This is a genomic window from Variovorax paradoxus (genome assembly GCF_009498455.1).
GTDB classification, from domain to species: Bacteria; Pseudomonadota; Gammaproteobacteria; order Burkholderiales; family Burkholderiaceae_C; genus Variovorax; species Variovorax paradoxus_H.
This window is the reverse complement of sequence record NZ_CP045644.1, coordinates 3,439,034-3,454,917: the sequence shown is the minus strand read 5'-3', so window position 1 is coordinate 3,454,917 and position 15,884 is coordinate 3,439,034. Positions and strand designations below refer to the sequence as shown.

Sequence of the window (15,884 nt, the reverse complement as noted above, 5' to 3'; positions counted from 1 at the left end):
GGCACGAGACCACCTTCTGCATAGACGGTCGGGCGCGGCCGATGTTCATCGGCGCCCGCCGCGATGAACATGCACGGCGCGAAAACGTCTGGCAGGCATGCACCCCGCGCCCTGCCTCGCCCTTCCGTGATCGCCCTGCTGGAGCCCCTCTTCCGCGGCGAGCTCGCGCCGATCGGCGAACGGCTGGTGTGCGCGCCGGAGGTTCCGTGCGAAGCGCTTCGCGTGTCGGACCTGGTGAGTTCTGTTGCGCTGCTGGCCGACGTGCTCGGCCGGCATGCGGCCGTCCACCGCGTGACGGACGGCGACCTGCGCGCCGTCGCCTCGGCCTGGAGCCTTGAATATCTTTCCGTGCTGCTCCCGCCGCTGGTGGCGGGTGCCAGCGTGTTCCACCACGGGTTTCCGGCCGCGGCGTCGCAGATGTGGGTGCGGTTCGACGGGCGCGGCGAGCCCGTGGACTTTCATGTCCGCGAACTGGGCGTGCCGCAGCACGGCGCCGACACCGCGCAGCGCTACGCGCCCTTGCTGTGGCAGCACCTGTCGCCCCTGTTCTCGGCCATCGCCGGGCTCACGCGCATCGCGCCGAAGATTCTCTGGGGCAATGCCGCGCGGATCCTCGAGCCGATCCTCGACCGGGGCGTGGCGCTCACCGGCGGCGCGGCCTCGCTGGTGCAGGACCGCGCGCATCTGCTGCACGCCGCCACCTGGACGCAAGGGGCGGCGAATCCGCTGCACGGCCGCCAGCGCGAAGTCGTCCGCCCGCAGGACGGCCGCGCCGTTCGGGTGAAGCTGCACCGCCAGTGCTGCCTGAACCACCTGCTGCCCGACGAGGGCTACTGCAGCATCTGCCCGCTGGCGCCGCAGCACCGATGAACAGATCCCGCCGCGTTTCGTCTCCTCAGGAGACGAAACGGAATGGCGCGCGCCTGCGCGTGCCGTTGCGCCATTGCGTTTCACCACATCACCCACCTACACGGACTCCACCATGCCCAAGGCCAAGCTCGTCTACATCATGTCCTTGCGAAACGCCGCCGCCGACAAGGCGGGCCAGAACGTCGACTACCAGGGCACGCCGCGCTACATGAAGTCGCCGCTCGAGTACCTGGCGCAGGCGCTGGACACCACGCCGCTGGGCGATGCGTATTCGCTCGAAGGCATCGTCTACGACGACGACGCGCAGTCGCCGCGCGACCAGGCGGCCCTTGCGGACTACGGGTTCGCCTGGCATCCGCAGCGCCAATGGATCTTTCCGGCCGAGCTGCGCGCGCAGGGCCGGCTGCTTCGGGACATGCTGCATCCCGTGCCCTCGGCCTACCGCCGGCTGCCGCTGAATGCGCCCGGGCGCGCGGCGGGCAAGAGCGCCTTCGAGCGCACGCTGCTCGACAAGCTGCTCACGCTCGGCGCCGACGTCGTGCTGCTCGACGGGCTGCTGGTCATCCTCGACGAGTTGGTGCGGCCCGGCAGCCCCTACCACCGGAAGATCGTCAACATCCATCCGGGCATCACGCGGCTCGAGTCACCCTTCCAGCGCCGCGGCGCCTGCGCCACGCTCGACGCGCTGCACGGCGCGCAGGGCCACAAGGTGGTCGACTGGGCCGCCATGACGAAGGTGACGGTGCCCGTGATCGACAGGACCGGCGCCTCGCTGCACTACGTGGACAACGGCATCGATTCGGGCGAAGTGATCTTCGACGTGCTCGACACGCCCATCGCGCCTGAAGACACCATCCTCGAACTGCGCTGGAACAACTTCAACCGCAGCCTCTTCCCGGCCATGCACCAAGGCTTGATGTTGTTGGCGCCCCACGTCCTGAGCCCGCAAGCCAGATAAGTCACGCATTCGCAGCGAAGAGTCAAACTTAATGAGAACACTTCTCATTAAAATTTGGCCGCTCTTGCACTTTATTACTTTCAAAGTTCCTTCATGCAACTCCCTTTCCTCCCCCGCCAACGCCTGCTGCATGCCTCGCTGGCGGCGGCATTCGGCACCACCGCCGCGTTCTGGAGCGTCGGCAGCCATGCCCAGATGCCCGCTCCCGCCACGTCGGCGGCCGAGGGCAAGCCTGCGGCCGGCACCACGCTGCCTGCGGTCACGGTGAATGCCAATTCGGAGGAAAGCGCCACCGGCCCGGTGAACGGCTATGTGGCCAAGCGCAGCAGCACGGGCACCAAGACCGACACGCCCATCATCGAAACGCCGCAGTCGATCTCGGTGGTCACGTCCGACCGCATGCAGGCCACCGGCGCCACGACGCTGAAAGACGCATTGAGCTACTCGCCCGGCGTGGCCATCACGACCTTCGGGGCCGATTCGCGCTACGACTGGCTCACGTTGCGCGGCTTCGACGCCTATGCGCCGGGCTTCTACCTGGACGGCCTGCCGCTGCGCAACAACGGCAACTGGGGCGTGTGGCGCACCCAGAACTACGGCGCCGAGCGCATCGAACTGCTGCGCGGGCCGGCCTCGGTCCTGTATGGCGCCAGCGGCCCGGGCGGTGTGGTCAACGTGGTCAGCAAGCGCCCCACGGCCGAGCCGTTGCGTGAACTCCAGATGCAGATCGGCGACCACAACCGCAAGCAGATCGCCGGCGACTTCTCCGGCCCGATCGACGCCGAAGGCAAAGTGCTCTACCGCGTGGTGGGCCTGATCCGCGACGGCGACCTGCCCACCGGCAAGATGCCGGACCGCCGCTCGTACTTTGCGCCTTCCATCACCTGGCGCCCCTCGGGCGACACCAAGCTGACGGTGCACGCCGAAATCGACCGCACGCGCGCCGGCGTCTACAACCGCATCCAGCCGCAGGTCGGTTCGCTGATCCCGACTGCGATCGGCACCCGCCTGTCGCCGTCGCTGGCGACCGGCGATCCCAGCTACGACCGCTTCAACACCGACCAGTGGCTGGTGGGCTACGAGTTCGAGCACCGCGTCAACGACACCGTCACCGTGCGCCAGAACGCGCGCTACGGCGAGCTGAAGGTCGACTACGCCGGCATCTGGCCGCTGCGCCGCCTCGCGACCGTGGACGCACGCAATCCGCTCAATCCAGCGAACTTCATGTTCCTGGGGCGCTATCCCACCGGAAGCCGGGAAAGCGTCTCGTCCTTCAGCATCGACAACCAGGTGCAGGCCGATCTCCGTTCGGGCGACTGGCAGCACAAGGTGCTGGTGGGGCTGGACTACCAGCGCAACCGCATCGACCAGTACAGCTTCTCGACCGGCAGCGCGCCGACGATCAATGTCTTCGCACCGGTCTACGGCGGTCCGGTCAAGGAAGGCGCGCCCTGGATGAACTCCGACATCCGGCTGGCGCAGACCGGCCTGTACATCCAGGACCAGATCAAGTGGGGCGACCGCTGGTCGCTCACGCTGGGCGGCCGCTACGACAGCGGCGACAGCGACGTGTTCGACCGCCTGTCGGCCCAGTCCACGAGCATCTCGCAGAACAAGTTCACCAAGCGCGCGGGCCTCGTCTACGTGGCGCCGAACGGCGTGGCGCCCTACCTCAGCTACACCGAGTCGTTCGCGCCCACGGGCCAGGTCGATCCGGTCAGCCGCCAGCCGTTCAAACCCGAAACCGGCAAACAGTACGAAGCAGGCATCCGCTACCAGCCGCCAGGCACCAAGCAGAGCTACAGCGCGGCCATCTTCGACCTGCGCCGCCAGAACTACATCTCGAACGACGCCAACTTCGTGCCCAGGCAGACCGGCGAGATCCAGGTCCGCGGCCTGGAGCTCGAAGCCACCGCCGAACTCACGTCGCGCGTGAACGTCACGGCGTCCTACGGCTACACGCCGCGCGCCATCGTCACGGCCAGCGCCAACCCGGCCGAGGTCGGCAAGCAGGCCAACGCCGTGCCGCGTCACCGGCTCGCGATCTGGGCCGACTACCGCTTTGCCAGCGGCGTGAAGGTGGGCCTGGGCGCGCGCTACACCGGCTCGAACCATGGCGACGGCGAGAAGGTCGCACCCTACAAGGTGCCTGCCTCCACGGTGTTCGACGCCATGATCGGCTACGACTTCGACCGCTGGAGCCTGGCGCTCAACCTGCGCAACCTGACCAACAAGGATTTCCTCGCGAACTGCGACCAGTACGGCAAGTGCTACTACGGCGCGCCGCGCTCGATCGTGGCAACGGCGGCGTACCGCTGGTAAGCAAGAACGACACCCCGGGGCGCGGCGAGCGCCTTGTGTGATCTTTCAAGGAAAAGGCCCGGCGCAGTGAATGCGCCGGGCCTTTTCTTCTGGTCGGAGGGACGACGCGCGGTTCAGTCGACAGCGCGTGCCGCACGCGCCGCAAGCGCCGCGAGGTCCGCGAGGTCCGCGAGGCTCTCGGCCTTCATCACGTCCGCCAGCACCAGCCTGCGGCCCCCCGGCACCTGCGCCCGCAGGCCGAGCAAGAGCTTCAGGCTCAGCAGCGAGTCTCCGCCCAGTTGGAAGAAATTGTCGTGGCGGCCCACGCGCCTCACGCCCAGCAGCTCGGTCCACAGCGCGGCCAGCGCGTGCTCCGACGCGCCCTGAGGCGCTTCATGGGCCGCGCGGCCGGACGCCACCAACGGCGGCACCACGGCAGCCGGTTCCGGCTGCAACGCAAGCTGGGCGGCGAGTTCGCGTGCGGGCCGTTGCAGCTGCAGCGCCAAGGCGTTGACCACCTCGGCGACGGCCGATCGCATCAACTCGCAGACGCGTGCAGCGCCCACCGCACGGCTGACCTGCGCCGTGAGCGCAAAGCCGTCGCCGAAATCGCTCACCGACACGCCGAGCGGGTAGTTGCTGCGCTCCTGGCCCGAGACGAACTCGATGCCGTTCCATGCGGCGTCCGCCTCGGGCGCGCGGCGCGGGCTGTGGCGGTAGTTCAGCAGCGACGAGAACAGCGGCGCGCCCTTGGGCAGCCCGCTGCAGCGCTGCGCGAGCGACAGGCTGGCGTGCTCGTGGTGCATCAGCTGCGCCAGTGCCGCATGCGTCTCTTGAACGCACTGCGCCACGCCGAGTGCGCCGAGTTGGATGCGCAGCGGCAGCATGTTCATGCACAGGCCCAGGGCCCGCCCTGCGTCCTCGCCCGCCTGCATGCGGCCGAACAGCACCGTGCCGAACACCACGTCGTCCTGTCCCGTGGCCCTGGCCAGCACCAGCGCCCATGCGAGATGAAAGAGCGTCGCCGGGCTCACGCCATGGCGCTGCGCCTGCAGCCGCAACTGCGACGCCAGTGCGGCATCGATCGGAAGCTGCGCGTCGTCCACACCGGAGCCGTCGCATTGCACATCGGTCAGGCCGAACGGTGTGGTGGGCTGCGTCACATCGCCCAGCATGCGGGTGAAGAACGCTTCGTGCTCCGCCTGCGCCACGCCAAGCCGGGCATGGGCCACGAAGCGGCGGAACGGCACGGGCGGCGGCAGGGCGATCGCCGGGTCTTGCTGGACGGAGGTGATCTCGTCCATCAGCAGTTCCAGCGTCGTGTGGTCAGAAATGAGGTGATGGCTGGGCAACTGCAGAAGCCAGCGCTGTTGCGCCGCGTCGTGCGCCGCCACCGCATCGATCATCGGCGCGCGCCGCACGTCGATGCGGTAGCCGACGGGGTCGACATGGGCATTCAATCGCTCGGCCGCGCTGGCGCCCGCCGATGCGGCATCGCCTTCCAGCCATTGCAGCGTCAGCCGGGCCTCCCGGCACACGACCTGCACAGGCTCGCGCAGCCCCTCCCACACGATCGCGGTGCGCAGGATGTCGTGGCGCGCGATCACCTGGTTGAAGCTCTCGATGAAGCGCTCGAGCCGGTCCCGGCTGTCGAAGCTCATCAGCAAGGGATAGACATACACATCGCCTTGCGCCTGCATGAGGTGATGAAAGAGGATGCCCTCCTGCAGCGGCGCCAGCGGATAGATGTCCTGGATGTTGGCCGCCCCGCGCGGCACCGCCGCCTCGATGCGGCGCAGCTCCGCTTCGCTCAGGTCCACCAGCGTCACCATCTCCGGGCGGATCGCCTCGCACCCCTGGGCCGGAATGCCGTTGTCCGGCACCTGCACCTCGGGCCGGCCCGTGTCCTGCGCCAGCGCTCTGGCGAAGGCGGCAAACCCGGGGTGCTGGAACAGCATGCGCACCTGCGCCTGCCAGCCGCGCGCACGCATGCGCTCGAGCAGACGCAACGCCAGCAGCGAATGGCCGCCCAGCTCGAAGAAGTTGTCGTTGCGGCCCACTCTCTGGAGCCCGAGCACCTCGGCCCAGATCGCCGCCAGCGCTTCTTCCATCTCGCCCTGTGGCGCTTCATAGCCCCGGCCTTCGGCGAACTGCGGCGCGGGCAGCGCCTTGCGCTCGACCTTGCCGTTGGCGTTCAGCGGCAAGGCATCCAGCACGACGACGGCGCGCGGCACCATGTAGTCGGGCAGCACCTGGCCCAGGCGCTCGCGCAGCACATCGGCATCGATGGCTTGCCCTGCGTGCGCAGCGACGTAGCCGACCAATGACGGGCCCGCATCGCCCTCGCGGGCCACGACCACGGCTTCCTTGACCTCAGGCTGGGCGAGCAGCTGGGCTTCGATCTCTCCGAGTTCGATGCGAAGGCCGCGGATCTTCACCTGATGGTCGATGCGACCCAGGTACTCGATCTGGCCCTCGGCGTTCCAGCGCACAAGGTCGCCCGTGCGGTAGAGCCTGTCGCCTTGGCCGAACGGATTTGCCACGAAGCGCTCGGCGCTCAGGCCCGGCTTGTTCAGGTAACCCCGCGCCAGGCTCACGCCGCCCAGATAAAGCTCGCCCGCCACGCCGCGCGGCACCGGCTTCAACTCGGCATCCAGCACCCACGTCTGCGTGTCGCTGATCGGCCGCCCGATCGGCACCAGGCTCTGGCCGTCGTCCCGGCAGGTCCAGCGCGTGACGTGGATCGTCGTCTCGGTCGGGCCGTACAGGTTCTGCAGCGTGGCGCCGCTCAGGCGCCGCAAGGCTTCCCTCTGCGTCTCGGCCGGCATCGCCTCGCCGCCGACGATGATGTGCTTCAGGCGCGTGCTCGCCTCGATGCCCGGGTGCGCCAGGAAGGCCTGCAGCATCGAGGGCACGAAGTTCAGCGTGGTGATCTGGTGGCGCTGGATCAGCTGCACCAGCCGCTCGGGGTCGCGGTGGTCGCCGGGGTTGGCGATCACGAGGCGCACGCCCGAGGTCATCGGCCAGAACATCTCCCAGCACGAGACGTCGAAGCCGAACGGGGCCTTGTGCAGCACGGTGTCGTCGCCGCTCAGGCCGTAGGTGCTCTGCATCCAGGCCATGCAGCTGCGCAGCGCCTCGTGGCGCACCGCAGCGCCCTTGGGCTTGCCGGTGGAGCCGGAGGTGTAGATGACATAGGCCAGGTGCTCGCCATGCAGCGCGACCTGCGGATCGGTGTCGGGCTCGCCGCAGATGTCGAGGCTGTCGACTTCCAGCACGGTGAGGCCGGCACGCGGCGCGATGAGCTCGCGGGTGGCCCGGTGGCTCAGCACCAACTCGATGCCGCTGTCCTCCACCATGTACGCCAGCCGCTGCACCGGGTACTCAGGATCCAGCGGCAGGTAGGCGCCGCCCGCCTTCAGGATGCCCAGGATGCCCACCACCATCTCGAGGGAACGCTCCATCACGATGCCCACGCGCATGTCGGGCCGCACGCCCAGCGCGATCAGCCGGTGGGCCAGGCGGTTCGCGCGCGCGTTCAGCTCGCCGAAGCTCAGCGATGTCTCATCGAACAGCAGTGCTGTCGCATCGGGCTGTTGCAACGCGTGCCGCGCGATGCTGTCATGCACCAGCTCTGCACCCGGCTCCTGCTGCGCGTTCACGCTCCATTGCGCGAGCCAGCGCATCTCCTCTCCCGACAACAGATCGAGCTCGCACACGCGCTGCTGCGACTCTGCAACCAACGCATCCACGATCGAGCGAACGGCCGCGTGCATGAACCCGCACACGCGCCGTGCATCGACCGATTCATGCACCTGCGCGGTCAGCGAGAAGCCCTCGCCCTGGTCGTCCACCGACATGTCGAAGGGATAGTTGCTGTGCTCCTGCCCGCCGAGGAACTCGATGCCCTGCCAGGCCGCGGCATCCTTCTTCTCGACTGCGGCGCTGTAGCGATAGTTCAGCAATGCCGAGAACAGCGGCGTGCTCCCTGGCAATGCGCTGCAGCGCTGCGCGAGCGACAGGCTGGCGTGTTCGTGGTGCAGCAGTTGCGTGAGTGCTGCATGCGTCTCCTGCACGCACTGCGCCACGCCAAGCGCACCCAGCCTGATGCGCAGCGGCAGCGTGTTGATGAACAGTCCCAGCGCGCGGTCCGCGCCCGCGCCCGACTGCATGCGGCCGAAGAGCACCGTGCCGAACACCACGTCGTTCCTGCCGGTCGCCTTGGCCAGCACCAGCGCCCAGGCCAGGTGAAAGAGCGACGCTGCGCTCACGCCGTGGCGCCGCGCCTCGTGCCGCAGCGATGCGGCCAGTCCGGCCTCCAGCACCCGCTCGGCCTTCTCGGCGCGGGCGCCGTCGCTTCGCACGTCCAGCAGATCGAAAGGTGTCGTGGGTTCGTCCACATCGCCGAGCATCCGGGTGAAGAAGGCTTCGTGTTCGGCCTGGCTCACGCCCAGCCGGGTCTGCGCCACGAAACGTCGGAATGGCACGGGTGCGGGCAGCGCATCGGGGCCCTGCGTCGCCAACAGTCCGATTTCCTCGACGATCAGTTCCAGCGTGGCATGGTCGAGCACCAGGTGGTGGCTCGGGAGCTGCAGCAGCCAGCGCCCGTTGCCGGCATCTTCAGCGGCAATGGCGCGGATCATCGGTGCGCGGCGCACGTCGATGCGCCGCCGGCCCGCATCCGCGGTCAGGCGTGCAGTCACGTCGTCACCGGCCGAAACGTCCAGCCATTCGAGATCCAGTTGCGCCTCCCGCCACACGACCTGCACGGGCGCGGACAGCGCCTCCCACAGCACGGCGGTGCGCAGGATGTCGTGGCGTGCGATCACCTGGTTCAGGCTGCGGACGAAATCCTCCAGCCGCTGCTTCGATGCGAAGGAAAGCAACTGCGGCGTGATGTAGACATCGCCATCGGCCTGCATGAGGTGATGGAAGAGGATGCCCTCCTGCAGTGGCGCCAGCGGATAGATGTCCTGGATGTTGGCCGCCCCGCGCGGCACCGCCGCCTCGATGCGGCGCAGCTCCGCTTCGCTCAGCGCCACCAGCGTCACCATCTCCGGGCGGATCGCCTCGCACCCTGCTGCCGGAATCCCGTTGTCCGGCACCTGCACCTCGGGCCGGCCCGCGTCCTGCGCCAGCGCCTTGGCGAATGCAGCGAATCCGGGGTGCTGGAACAGCGTGCGCACCTGCGCCTGCCAGCCCCGTGCCCGCATGCGCTCGAGCAGGCGCAGCGCCAGCAGCGAGTGGCCGCCCAGCTCGAAGAAGTTGTCGTTGCGGCCAACCCTCGGTAACCCGAGCACCTCGGCCCAGATCGCCGCCAGGGCTTCTTCCATCTCGCCCTGTGGCGCTTCATAGCCCTTGCCTTCGGCGAACTCGGGCTCGGGCAGCGCCTTGCGCTCGACCTTGCCGTTGGCGTTCAGCGGCAAGGCGTCCAGCACGACGACGGCCTTTGGCACCATGTAATCAGGTAGCACCTTGACCAGGCGCTCGCGCAGCACATCGGCATCGATGGCTTGCCCCGCGTGCGCGGCGACGTAGCCCACCAGCGAGGGGCCGGCGGCGCCCTCCCGGGCCACCACCACGGCTTCCTTGACCTCAGGCTGGGCGAGCAGCTGGGCTTCGATCTCTCCGAGTTCGATGCGAAGGCCGCGGATCTTCACCTGATGGTCGATGCGCCCCAGGTACTCGATCTGGCCCTCGGCATTCCAGCGCACGAGGTCGCCCGTGCGGTAGAGCCTGTCGCCTTGGCCGAACGGATTTGCCACGAAGCGCTCGGCGCTCAGGCCCGGCTTGTTCAGGTACCCCCGCGCCAGGCTCACACCGCCCACATAGAGCTCGCCCGCCACACCGCGCGGCACAGGGTTCAACTCGGCATCCAGCACCCACGTCTGCGTGTCGCTGATCGGCCGCCCGATGGGCACCAGGCTCTGGCCGTCGTCCCGGCAGGTCCAGCGCGTGACGTGGATGGTCGTCTCGGTCGGGCCGTACAGGTTCTGCAGCGTCGCGCCGCTCAGGCGCCTCAGTGCTTCTCTCTGTGTCTCTGCCGGCATGGCTTCACCGCCGCAGATGATGTGCTTCAGGCGCGTGCTCGCCTCGATGCCCGGATGCGCCAGGAAGGCCTGCAGCATCGAGGGCACGAAGTTCAGCGTGGTGATCTGGTGGCGCTGGATCAGCTGCACCAGCCGCTCGGGGTCGCGGTGGTCGCCGGGGTTGGCGATCACAAGGCGCACGCCCGAGGTCATCGGCCAGAACATCTCCCAGCACGAGACGTCGAAGCCGAACGGGGCCTTGTGCAGCACGGTGTCGTCGCCGCTCAGGCCGTAGGTGCTTTGCATCCAGGCCATGCAGCTGCGCAGCGCCTCGTGGCGCACCGCAGCGCCCTTGGGCTTGCCGGTGGAGCCGGAGGTGTAGATGACATAGGCCAGGTGCTCGCCATGCAGCGCGACCTGGGGATTGGTGTCGGGTTCATTGGAGACGTCGAGGCTGTCGACTTCCAATCTCACGAGGCCATCCTGCCCGGTGATGAGATCGCGAGTCGCCTTGTGGCTCAGCAGCAGTTCGATGCTGCTGTCCTCCACCATGTAGGCCAGGCGCTGCGCCGGGTACTCGGGGTCCAGCGGCAGGTACGCACCGCCCGCCTTCAGGATGCCCAGGATGCCCACCACCATCTCGAGGGAACGCTCCATCACGATGCCCACGCGCATGTCCGGCTGCACGCCCAGCGCGATCAGCCGATGGGCCAGCCGATTGGCACGCGCGTTCAGCTCGCCGAAGCTCAGCGAGGTCTCGTCGAACAGCAGTGCCGTCGCATCGGGCTGTTGCAACGCGTGCCGCGCGATGCTGTCATGCACCAGCTCTGCACCTGGCTCCTGCTGCGCGTTCACGCTCCATTGCGTGAGCTGCGATTTCTCGGGAGCCCCCAACAGATCGATATCCCCGATCGCACGCGTGTCATCCCCCGCCAGCGCATCGAGGATCACCACGTAATGCCCGGCCATCCGTTCGATGGTCTCCGGCTCGAACAGCTCGCGGGCATGGTTGAAGACCAGCTGCACCTGTCCGCGGCTGTCCTCGACCACGTCCAGCGTCAGCTCGAACTGGGCTGTCTGCTCGCCGAATTCCCAGGTCCGCAGCACGAGCCCCGGAAGATTTTCCAGCGCGCTGTGATCCTGCTGCAGGTGGTTGAACATCACCTGGAACAGCGGCGCCGTGCTCAGGCTGCGCTCGGGCTGCAGCGCCTCCACCAGCTGTTCGAACGGCAGGTCCTGGTGCGCCTGCGCGCCCAGCGCCGCTTCGCGCGTCGCGGCCAGCGCCTCGTGCAGGCGGGTGCGGCTTTCGAGCACATTGCGCATCACCTGCGTGTTGACGAAGAAGCCGACCACCCGCTCCGACTCGACGCGGTGGCGGTTGGCAATCGGCACGCCGACCCGCACGTCCGGCTGCGCCGTGTAGCGGTTCAGCAGCACCTGGAAACCGGTGAGCAGCATCATGAACAACGTGGCCCCACGCGACTGCGCACGCCGGCGCAGCGCGTCGACCAGCGAGGGCGGCAGCGCCGTGGCGTGGCGCGCGGCGCGGTACTTGGCGTCGGCGCGCCGCATGCGGTCCACCGGCAGCTGCAGCACCGGGTGCTCGGCGCCGAGCTGCGCCTTCCAGTGGTCCAGCTGCCGCTCCTTCTCGCCCGCTTCGAGCCAGTGTCGCTGCCAGAGTGCGTAGTCGGCGTACTGGACCGGCAGCGCATCGTGCAGCGGCGCGCGGCCCTGCACGCGCGCGCGGTACCCGGCGACAAACTCGTCCACCACGATGCGCATCGACCATCCGTCGGACACGATGTGATGCATCACGACCGCCAGCATGTGCGCCTGTGCACCCAGGCGGATCAGCACCACCCGCAGCAGCGGGCCGGTGGTCAGGTCGAAGGGAGCATCGGCGATGCGCCGCGCCGCTTCGCGCGCTTGCGCCTCGCGCTCGGCCTGCGGCAGATGCGCCAGGTCAACGAGCGGAATGTCGAGCGCCCCCTGCGCCTGCACGCGCTGCTCCACCTCGCCCTCGGCATTCACGCTGAACACCGTGCGCAGCGACTCGTGGCGCGCCACCAGCGCATCGAAGGCGGCCTTCAGTGCGTCGGCGTCGAGCTGCCCATCGAGCCGCAGCCCGCCTGCGATGTGATAGGCCGAACTTGCCGGCTCCAGCTGCCAGAGAAACCACTGCCGCATCTGCGCATGCGAGGGCGGACACGCCGCGCGCGCCGCCTCGTCGCGCGCCACGATCGGAAACTGCCCGATCGTGAGGCCCTCGGCGCGGATCTTCTGGTACACCGCGCGGCGCTGGGCCGGGGTCAGGCGCAGGAAGCGCCGGCCGATGTGGTCGTGGGTGGCCGTGGTGTCCATCAAGTGGTCTCGAGGCTGTCAATGAAGGAGTCGATGTCGGACAGTGCATCGGCATGCGGCTTGCGCGCGCCCGCCTCGGCGATCAGCCGGGCCATGTCCATCAGGACGGGGTTCTGAAAGATGTCTCTGACTGCAAGGTCGACGTGCAGGACGCCCTGCACGCGCGCCATCACCTGCATGGACATCAGCGAGTGGCCGCCGAGTTCGAAGAAGTGGTCGTTGCGGCCGACACGCGCCACGCCCAGCACTTCGCACCAGATGCGCGCCAGCGCTTCTTCGGCATTGCCCTCGGGCGCGGCATAGGCGCGCTCGCTGCCGAAGCCGGGCTCGGGCAGCGCCTTGCGATCGACCTTGCCGTTCGCATTCAACGGCAGCGTCGGCAGCACCACGAGGGCGCCGGGCACCATGTACTCGGGCAGCGCGCGGCCCAGCCGTGCACGCACCTGTGCCGCGTCGATCGCCTGTCCGGCCTGCGCCAACAGGTACGCCACGAGCATCGTCGCGCCGGCGTGTTCCCTGGCCATGACGATGGCCTCGCGCACCTCGGGCTGCGCGAGCAGTTGCGCCTCGATCTCGCCGAGCTCGATGCGAAAGCCGCGCACCTTCACCTGGTGGTCGATGCGCCCGAGGTACTCCAGCTGGCCCTGCGCGTTCCAGCGCACGAGGTCGCCCGTGCGGTAGAGGCGATCGCCGTTTTCCGCTGCGATGAAGCGCTCGGCCGTGAGGCCCGCGCGGTTCAGGTAGCCGCGCGCCAGGCCGGCGCCCGACACGTGCAGTTCGCCAGCCACGCCCGGCGGCACGAGGTTCAGGTCCGCATCGAGCACCCGCAGGCCAAGGTCCGGAATGGCGATGCCGACCGGGCTGCGCTGTTGCCCGAGGTCCGCCGCGGTGATGCGGCGCCAGGTCACGTGGACCGTCGTCTCGGTGATGCCGTACATGTTGACCAGCTGTGGATGCTGGTCACCGTGGTGCTCGATCCACGCGCGCAGCCGCTGCGGCTCCAGCGCCTCGCCGCCGAAGATCACCGTGCGAAGCGACAGGCCCTTGTCCAGCGCCTGCGGCAACGCGATCAACTGGCCGAAGGCCGAGGGCGTCTGGTTGAGCACCGTCACCTGCTGCACCCGCAGCAACTGCAGGAAGTCCGCCGGCGAGCGGCTCACCCAGAACGGCACGACGACCAGCTTGCCGCCGGTGCACAGCGCACCGAAGATTTCCCAGACCGAGAAGTCGAAGGCGCAGGAATGGAACAGCGTCCACACGTCCGTCGGCCCGAAGCGGAACCACGGTTCGGTGGACGCGAGCAGCCGGGTCACGTTGCGGTGGCACAGCTGCGCGCCCTTGGGACGGCCCGTGGAGCCCGAGGTGTAGATCACGTAGGCGAGGTTGTCGCCGTCCACCGCCACCGCGGGGTCGGTGGCCAGGCAACCGGCCAGGTCCGCGGTGTCGATGGCGAGCGCATCGATGTCTGCGGGCAAGACCATGCGCCCGCGCAGGTGGTCGTGCGTGAGCACCAGCGCAAGGCCGCTGTCTTCCACCATGCAGGCGATGCGGTCGGCGGGGTAGTCCGGGTCCAGCGGCACATAGGCGCCGCCGGCCTTCATGACTGCCAGCAGCGCGACCACGAGATCGGTGCCGCGCTCCAGCGCGACGCCGACGCGGGTTTCAGGCCGCACGCCTTGCGCGATCAGCCGGTGCGCGAGCCGGTTGGCCCGCTGGTTGAGTTCGCGGTAGCTGAGCGCCTCCTGCTCGAAGACCACGGCAATGGCTTCGGGCTGCACCGCCGCCTGTCGCTCGATCAGGCCATGCACGGTCTGCGCTGCGTGGGTCTCGCGCGTGCGGCCGCCCCATCCAGCGCGCTGCGCGAGCTCGGCAAGTTCCGCTTCATCCAGCAGCGCCAGTTCGCCCAGCACGCGCGCCGGTTCGGCCACGAAGGCTTCCAGCACGCGGCGGTAATGGCCCGCCAGCCGCGCGATGGTCGCCGGCTCGAACAGCTCGCCCGCGTAGCGGAACGCGGCGCGGAGGCCGCCGTCTTCGGACTCGATGGTCTCCAGGATCAGCTCGAACGGCGCCGCGCGCTCCCCGAGGTCGATGCGCCGCACCTGCAGGCCGGGCCATCCGCGCAACGGCCGGTTGCCTTCACCGAGATGGTTGAACATGACCTGGAACAGCGGCGATCCCGCATGCGCGCGGTCGGGACGCAACGCCTGCACCAGGCGCTCGAAGGGCAGCTCCTGGTGCGCCTGCGCATCGAGCGAGGTGTCGCGCACCTGCGCCAGCAGATCGGCCAGGCTCATGCGCGGATGCAGCCGCGCGTCCATCACCACCGTGTTGATGAAGGCGCCCACCACGCCGGCGGTCTCGGGCCGGTTGCGGCCGGCGACGGGAACGCCGATGCGGATTTCGTCCTGGCCGGTGTAGCGGAAAAGCAAGGCATGGAAGGCCGCAAGCAGCACCGCGAACAGGGTGTTGCCCTGCGCGCGCGCGTGCTGCTTCAGTTCGCGCGCCAGAGGCGCCGGCACGTCGAGCGTGTACTGCGCAGCGCTGTACGTCGCGTTGGCGGCGCGCGGCCGGTCGGTGGTGAGTTCGAGCACCGGCTGGCTGCCGCCGAGCCGCTGCTTCCAATGGGCCTGTTGCCGTTCGCCCTCGGCGCTTTCCAGCCACTTGCGCTGCCATCGAGCGAAGTCCGCGTAGCGAATCTCGGGCTCGGGGTCCGTACCGGCTGGCGCCTCACCCGCGCGCTGCGCGTAGAAGCGCGCCAGTTCATCGAGGATGAGCTCGACGGACCACGCATCGGAACCGATGTGATGCATCGTCAGCAGCAGCTGGTGATCGCCCTCGGCCATCTTCAGCAGCGTGCCGCGCAGCATCGGCCCGGTCGTCAGGTCGAACGGCGTGCGACAGACTGCGTGCACCGTCTCGCGGTAGCGCAACGCGCGGGACGAGGCATCGAGCCCGCTGAGATCGACGAAGGGAATCTCGATGCGGCTCTCGGGCTCGACGCGCTGCTCGGGCAGGCCGTGGGGGCCGGGGCGGAACACGGTGCGCAGCGTGTCGTGGCGCATCGCAAGCGCCTGCACCGCCTGCTGCAGCGCCGCGACGTCCAACGGCCCCGCAAAGCCCAGCCCGCCGCCGACGTGGTAGGCCGTGTTGCCGGCATCGAGTTGCCACAGGAACCACTGCCCCTGTTGCGTGAAGGAGACCGGCACGAAAGCGCCGTCGTCCACGCTGCGCGCGATGGCATCGCGCGAGGACGGGGCGGGAGCCATGGGCGCGTCGCTGTCGCGCCGCAGCCTGCGCTGCAACAGCGCCAGTTGGGCGGGCGACAGCTTCGCCCGGCGTTCGGAAAGATCGTTGCGCTCTCTCAT

5 protein-coding genes are annotated in these 15,884 nt (G+C 68.9%); 3 read left to right on the top strand and 2 right to left on the bottom strand.

Going from position 1 to position 15,884, the window contains the following annotated elements; genetic code table 11:
• Positions 1-126 precede the first annotated feature (126 nt).
• The 3 genes from fhuF (at position 127) to GFK26_RS15730 (ending at position 4,150) form a co-directional block, all read left to right on the top strand.
• Positions 127-870, top strand: coding sequence for a siderophore-iron reductase FhuF (fhuF, locus tag GFK26_RS15740; protein ID WP_228122028.1), 744 nt, complete (start codon positions 127-129; stop codon positions 868-870).
• A gap of 112 nt (positions 871-982) precedes the next feature.
• Positions 983-1,828 (top strand): formyltransferase family protein, encoded by an 846-nt coding sequence (locus tag GFK26_RS15735; RefSeq protein WP_153282763.1) that lies wholly within the window; start codon positions 983-985, stop codon positions 1,826-1,828.
• A gap of 93 nt (positions 1,829-1,921) precedes the next feature.
• A complete protein-coding gene (locus GFK26_RS15730; protein ID WP_153282762.1) occupies positions 1,922-4,150 on the top strand; it encodes a TonB-dependent siderophore receptor in 2,229 nt (742 codons plus the stop codon).
• 113 nt (positions 4,151-4,263) lie between these two features.
• Here GFK26_RS15730 and GFK26_RS15725 read toward each other — a convergent pair whose 3' ends face one another.
• Together GFK26_RS15725 and GFK26_RS15720 are read right to left on the bottom strand one after the other, a co-directional pair.
• Positions 4,264-12,519 carry a non-ribosomal peptide synthetase gene (locus GFK26_RS15725; protein ID WP_194274092.1) on the bottom strand — a complete coding sequence of 2,752 codons (8,256 nt, stop codon included), beginning with the start codon at positions 12,517-12,519 and terminating at the stop codon, positions 4,264-4,266.
• On the bottom strand, positions 12,519-15,884 hold the full coding sequence (locus GFK26_RS15720) for a non-ribosomal peptide synthetase (RefSeq protein WP_153282761.1): 3,366 nt from the start codon (positions 15,882-15,884) through the stop codon (positions 12,519-12,521). The genes GFK26_RS15725 and GFK26_RS15720 overlap by 1 nt, the downstream gene beginning before the upstream one ends.

Bases quoted from the DNA above. Each gene is read 5' to 3' on its own strand.
- GFK26_RS15725 (WP_194274092.1), bottom strand. From the start codon at position 12,519: ATGGACACCACGGCCACCCACGACCACATCGGCCGGCGCTTCCTGCGC.
- GFK26_RS15730 (WP_153282762.1), top strand. From the start codon at position 1,922: ATGCAACTCCCTTTCCTCCCCCGCCAACGCCTGCTGCATGCCTCGCTG.
- GFK26_RS15720 (WP_153282761.1), bottom strand. From the start codon at position 15,884: ATGAGAGAGCGCAACGATCTTTCCGAACGCCGGGCGAAGCTGTCGCCC.
- GFK26_RS15735 (WP_153282763.1), top strand. From the start codon at position 983: ATGCCCAAGGCCAAGCTCGTCTACATCATGTCCTTGCGAAACGCCGCC.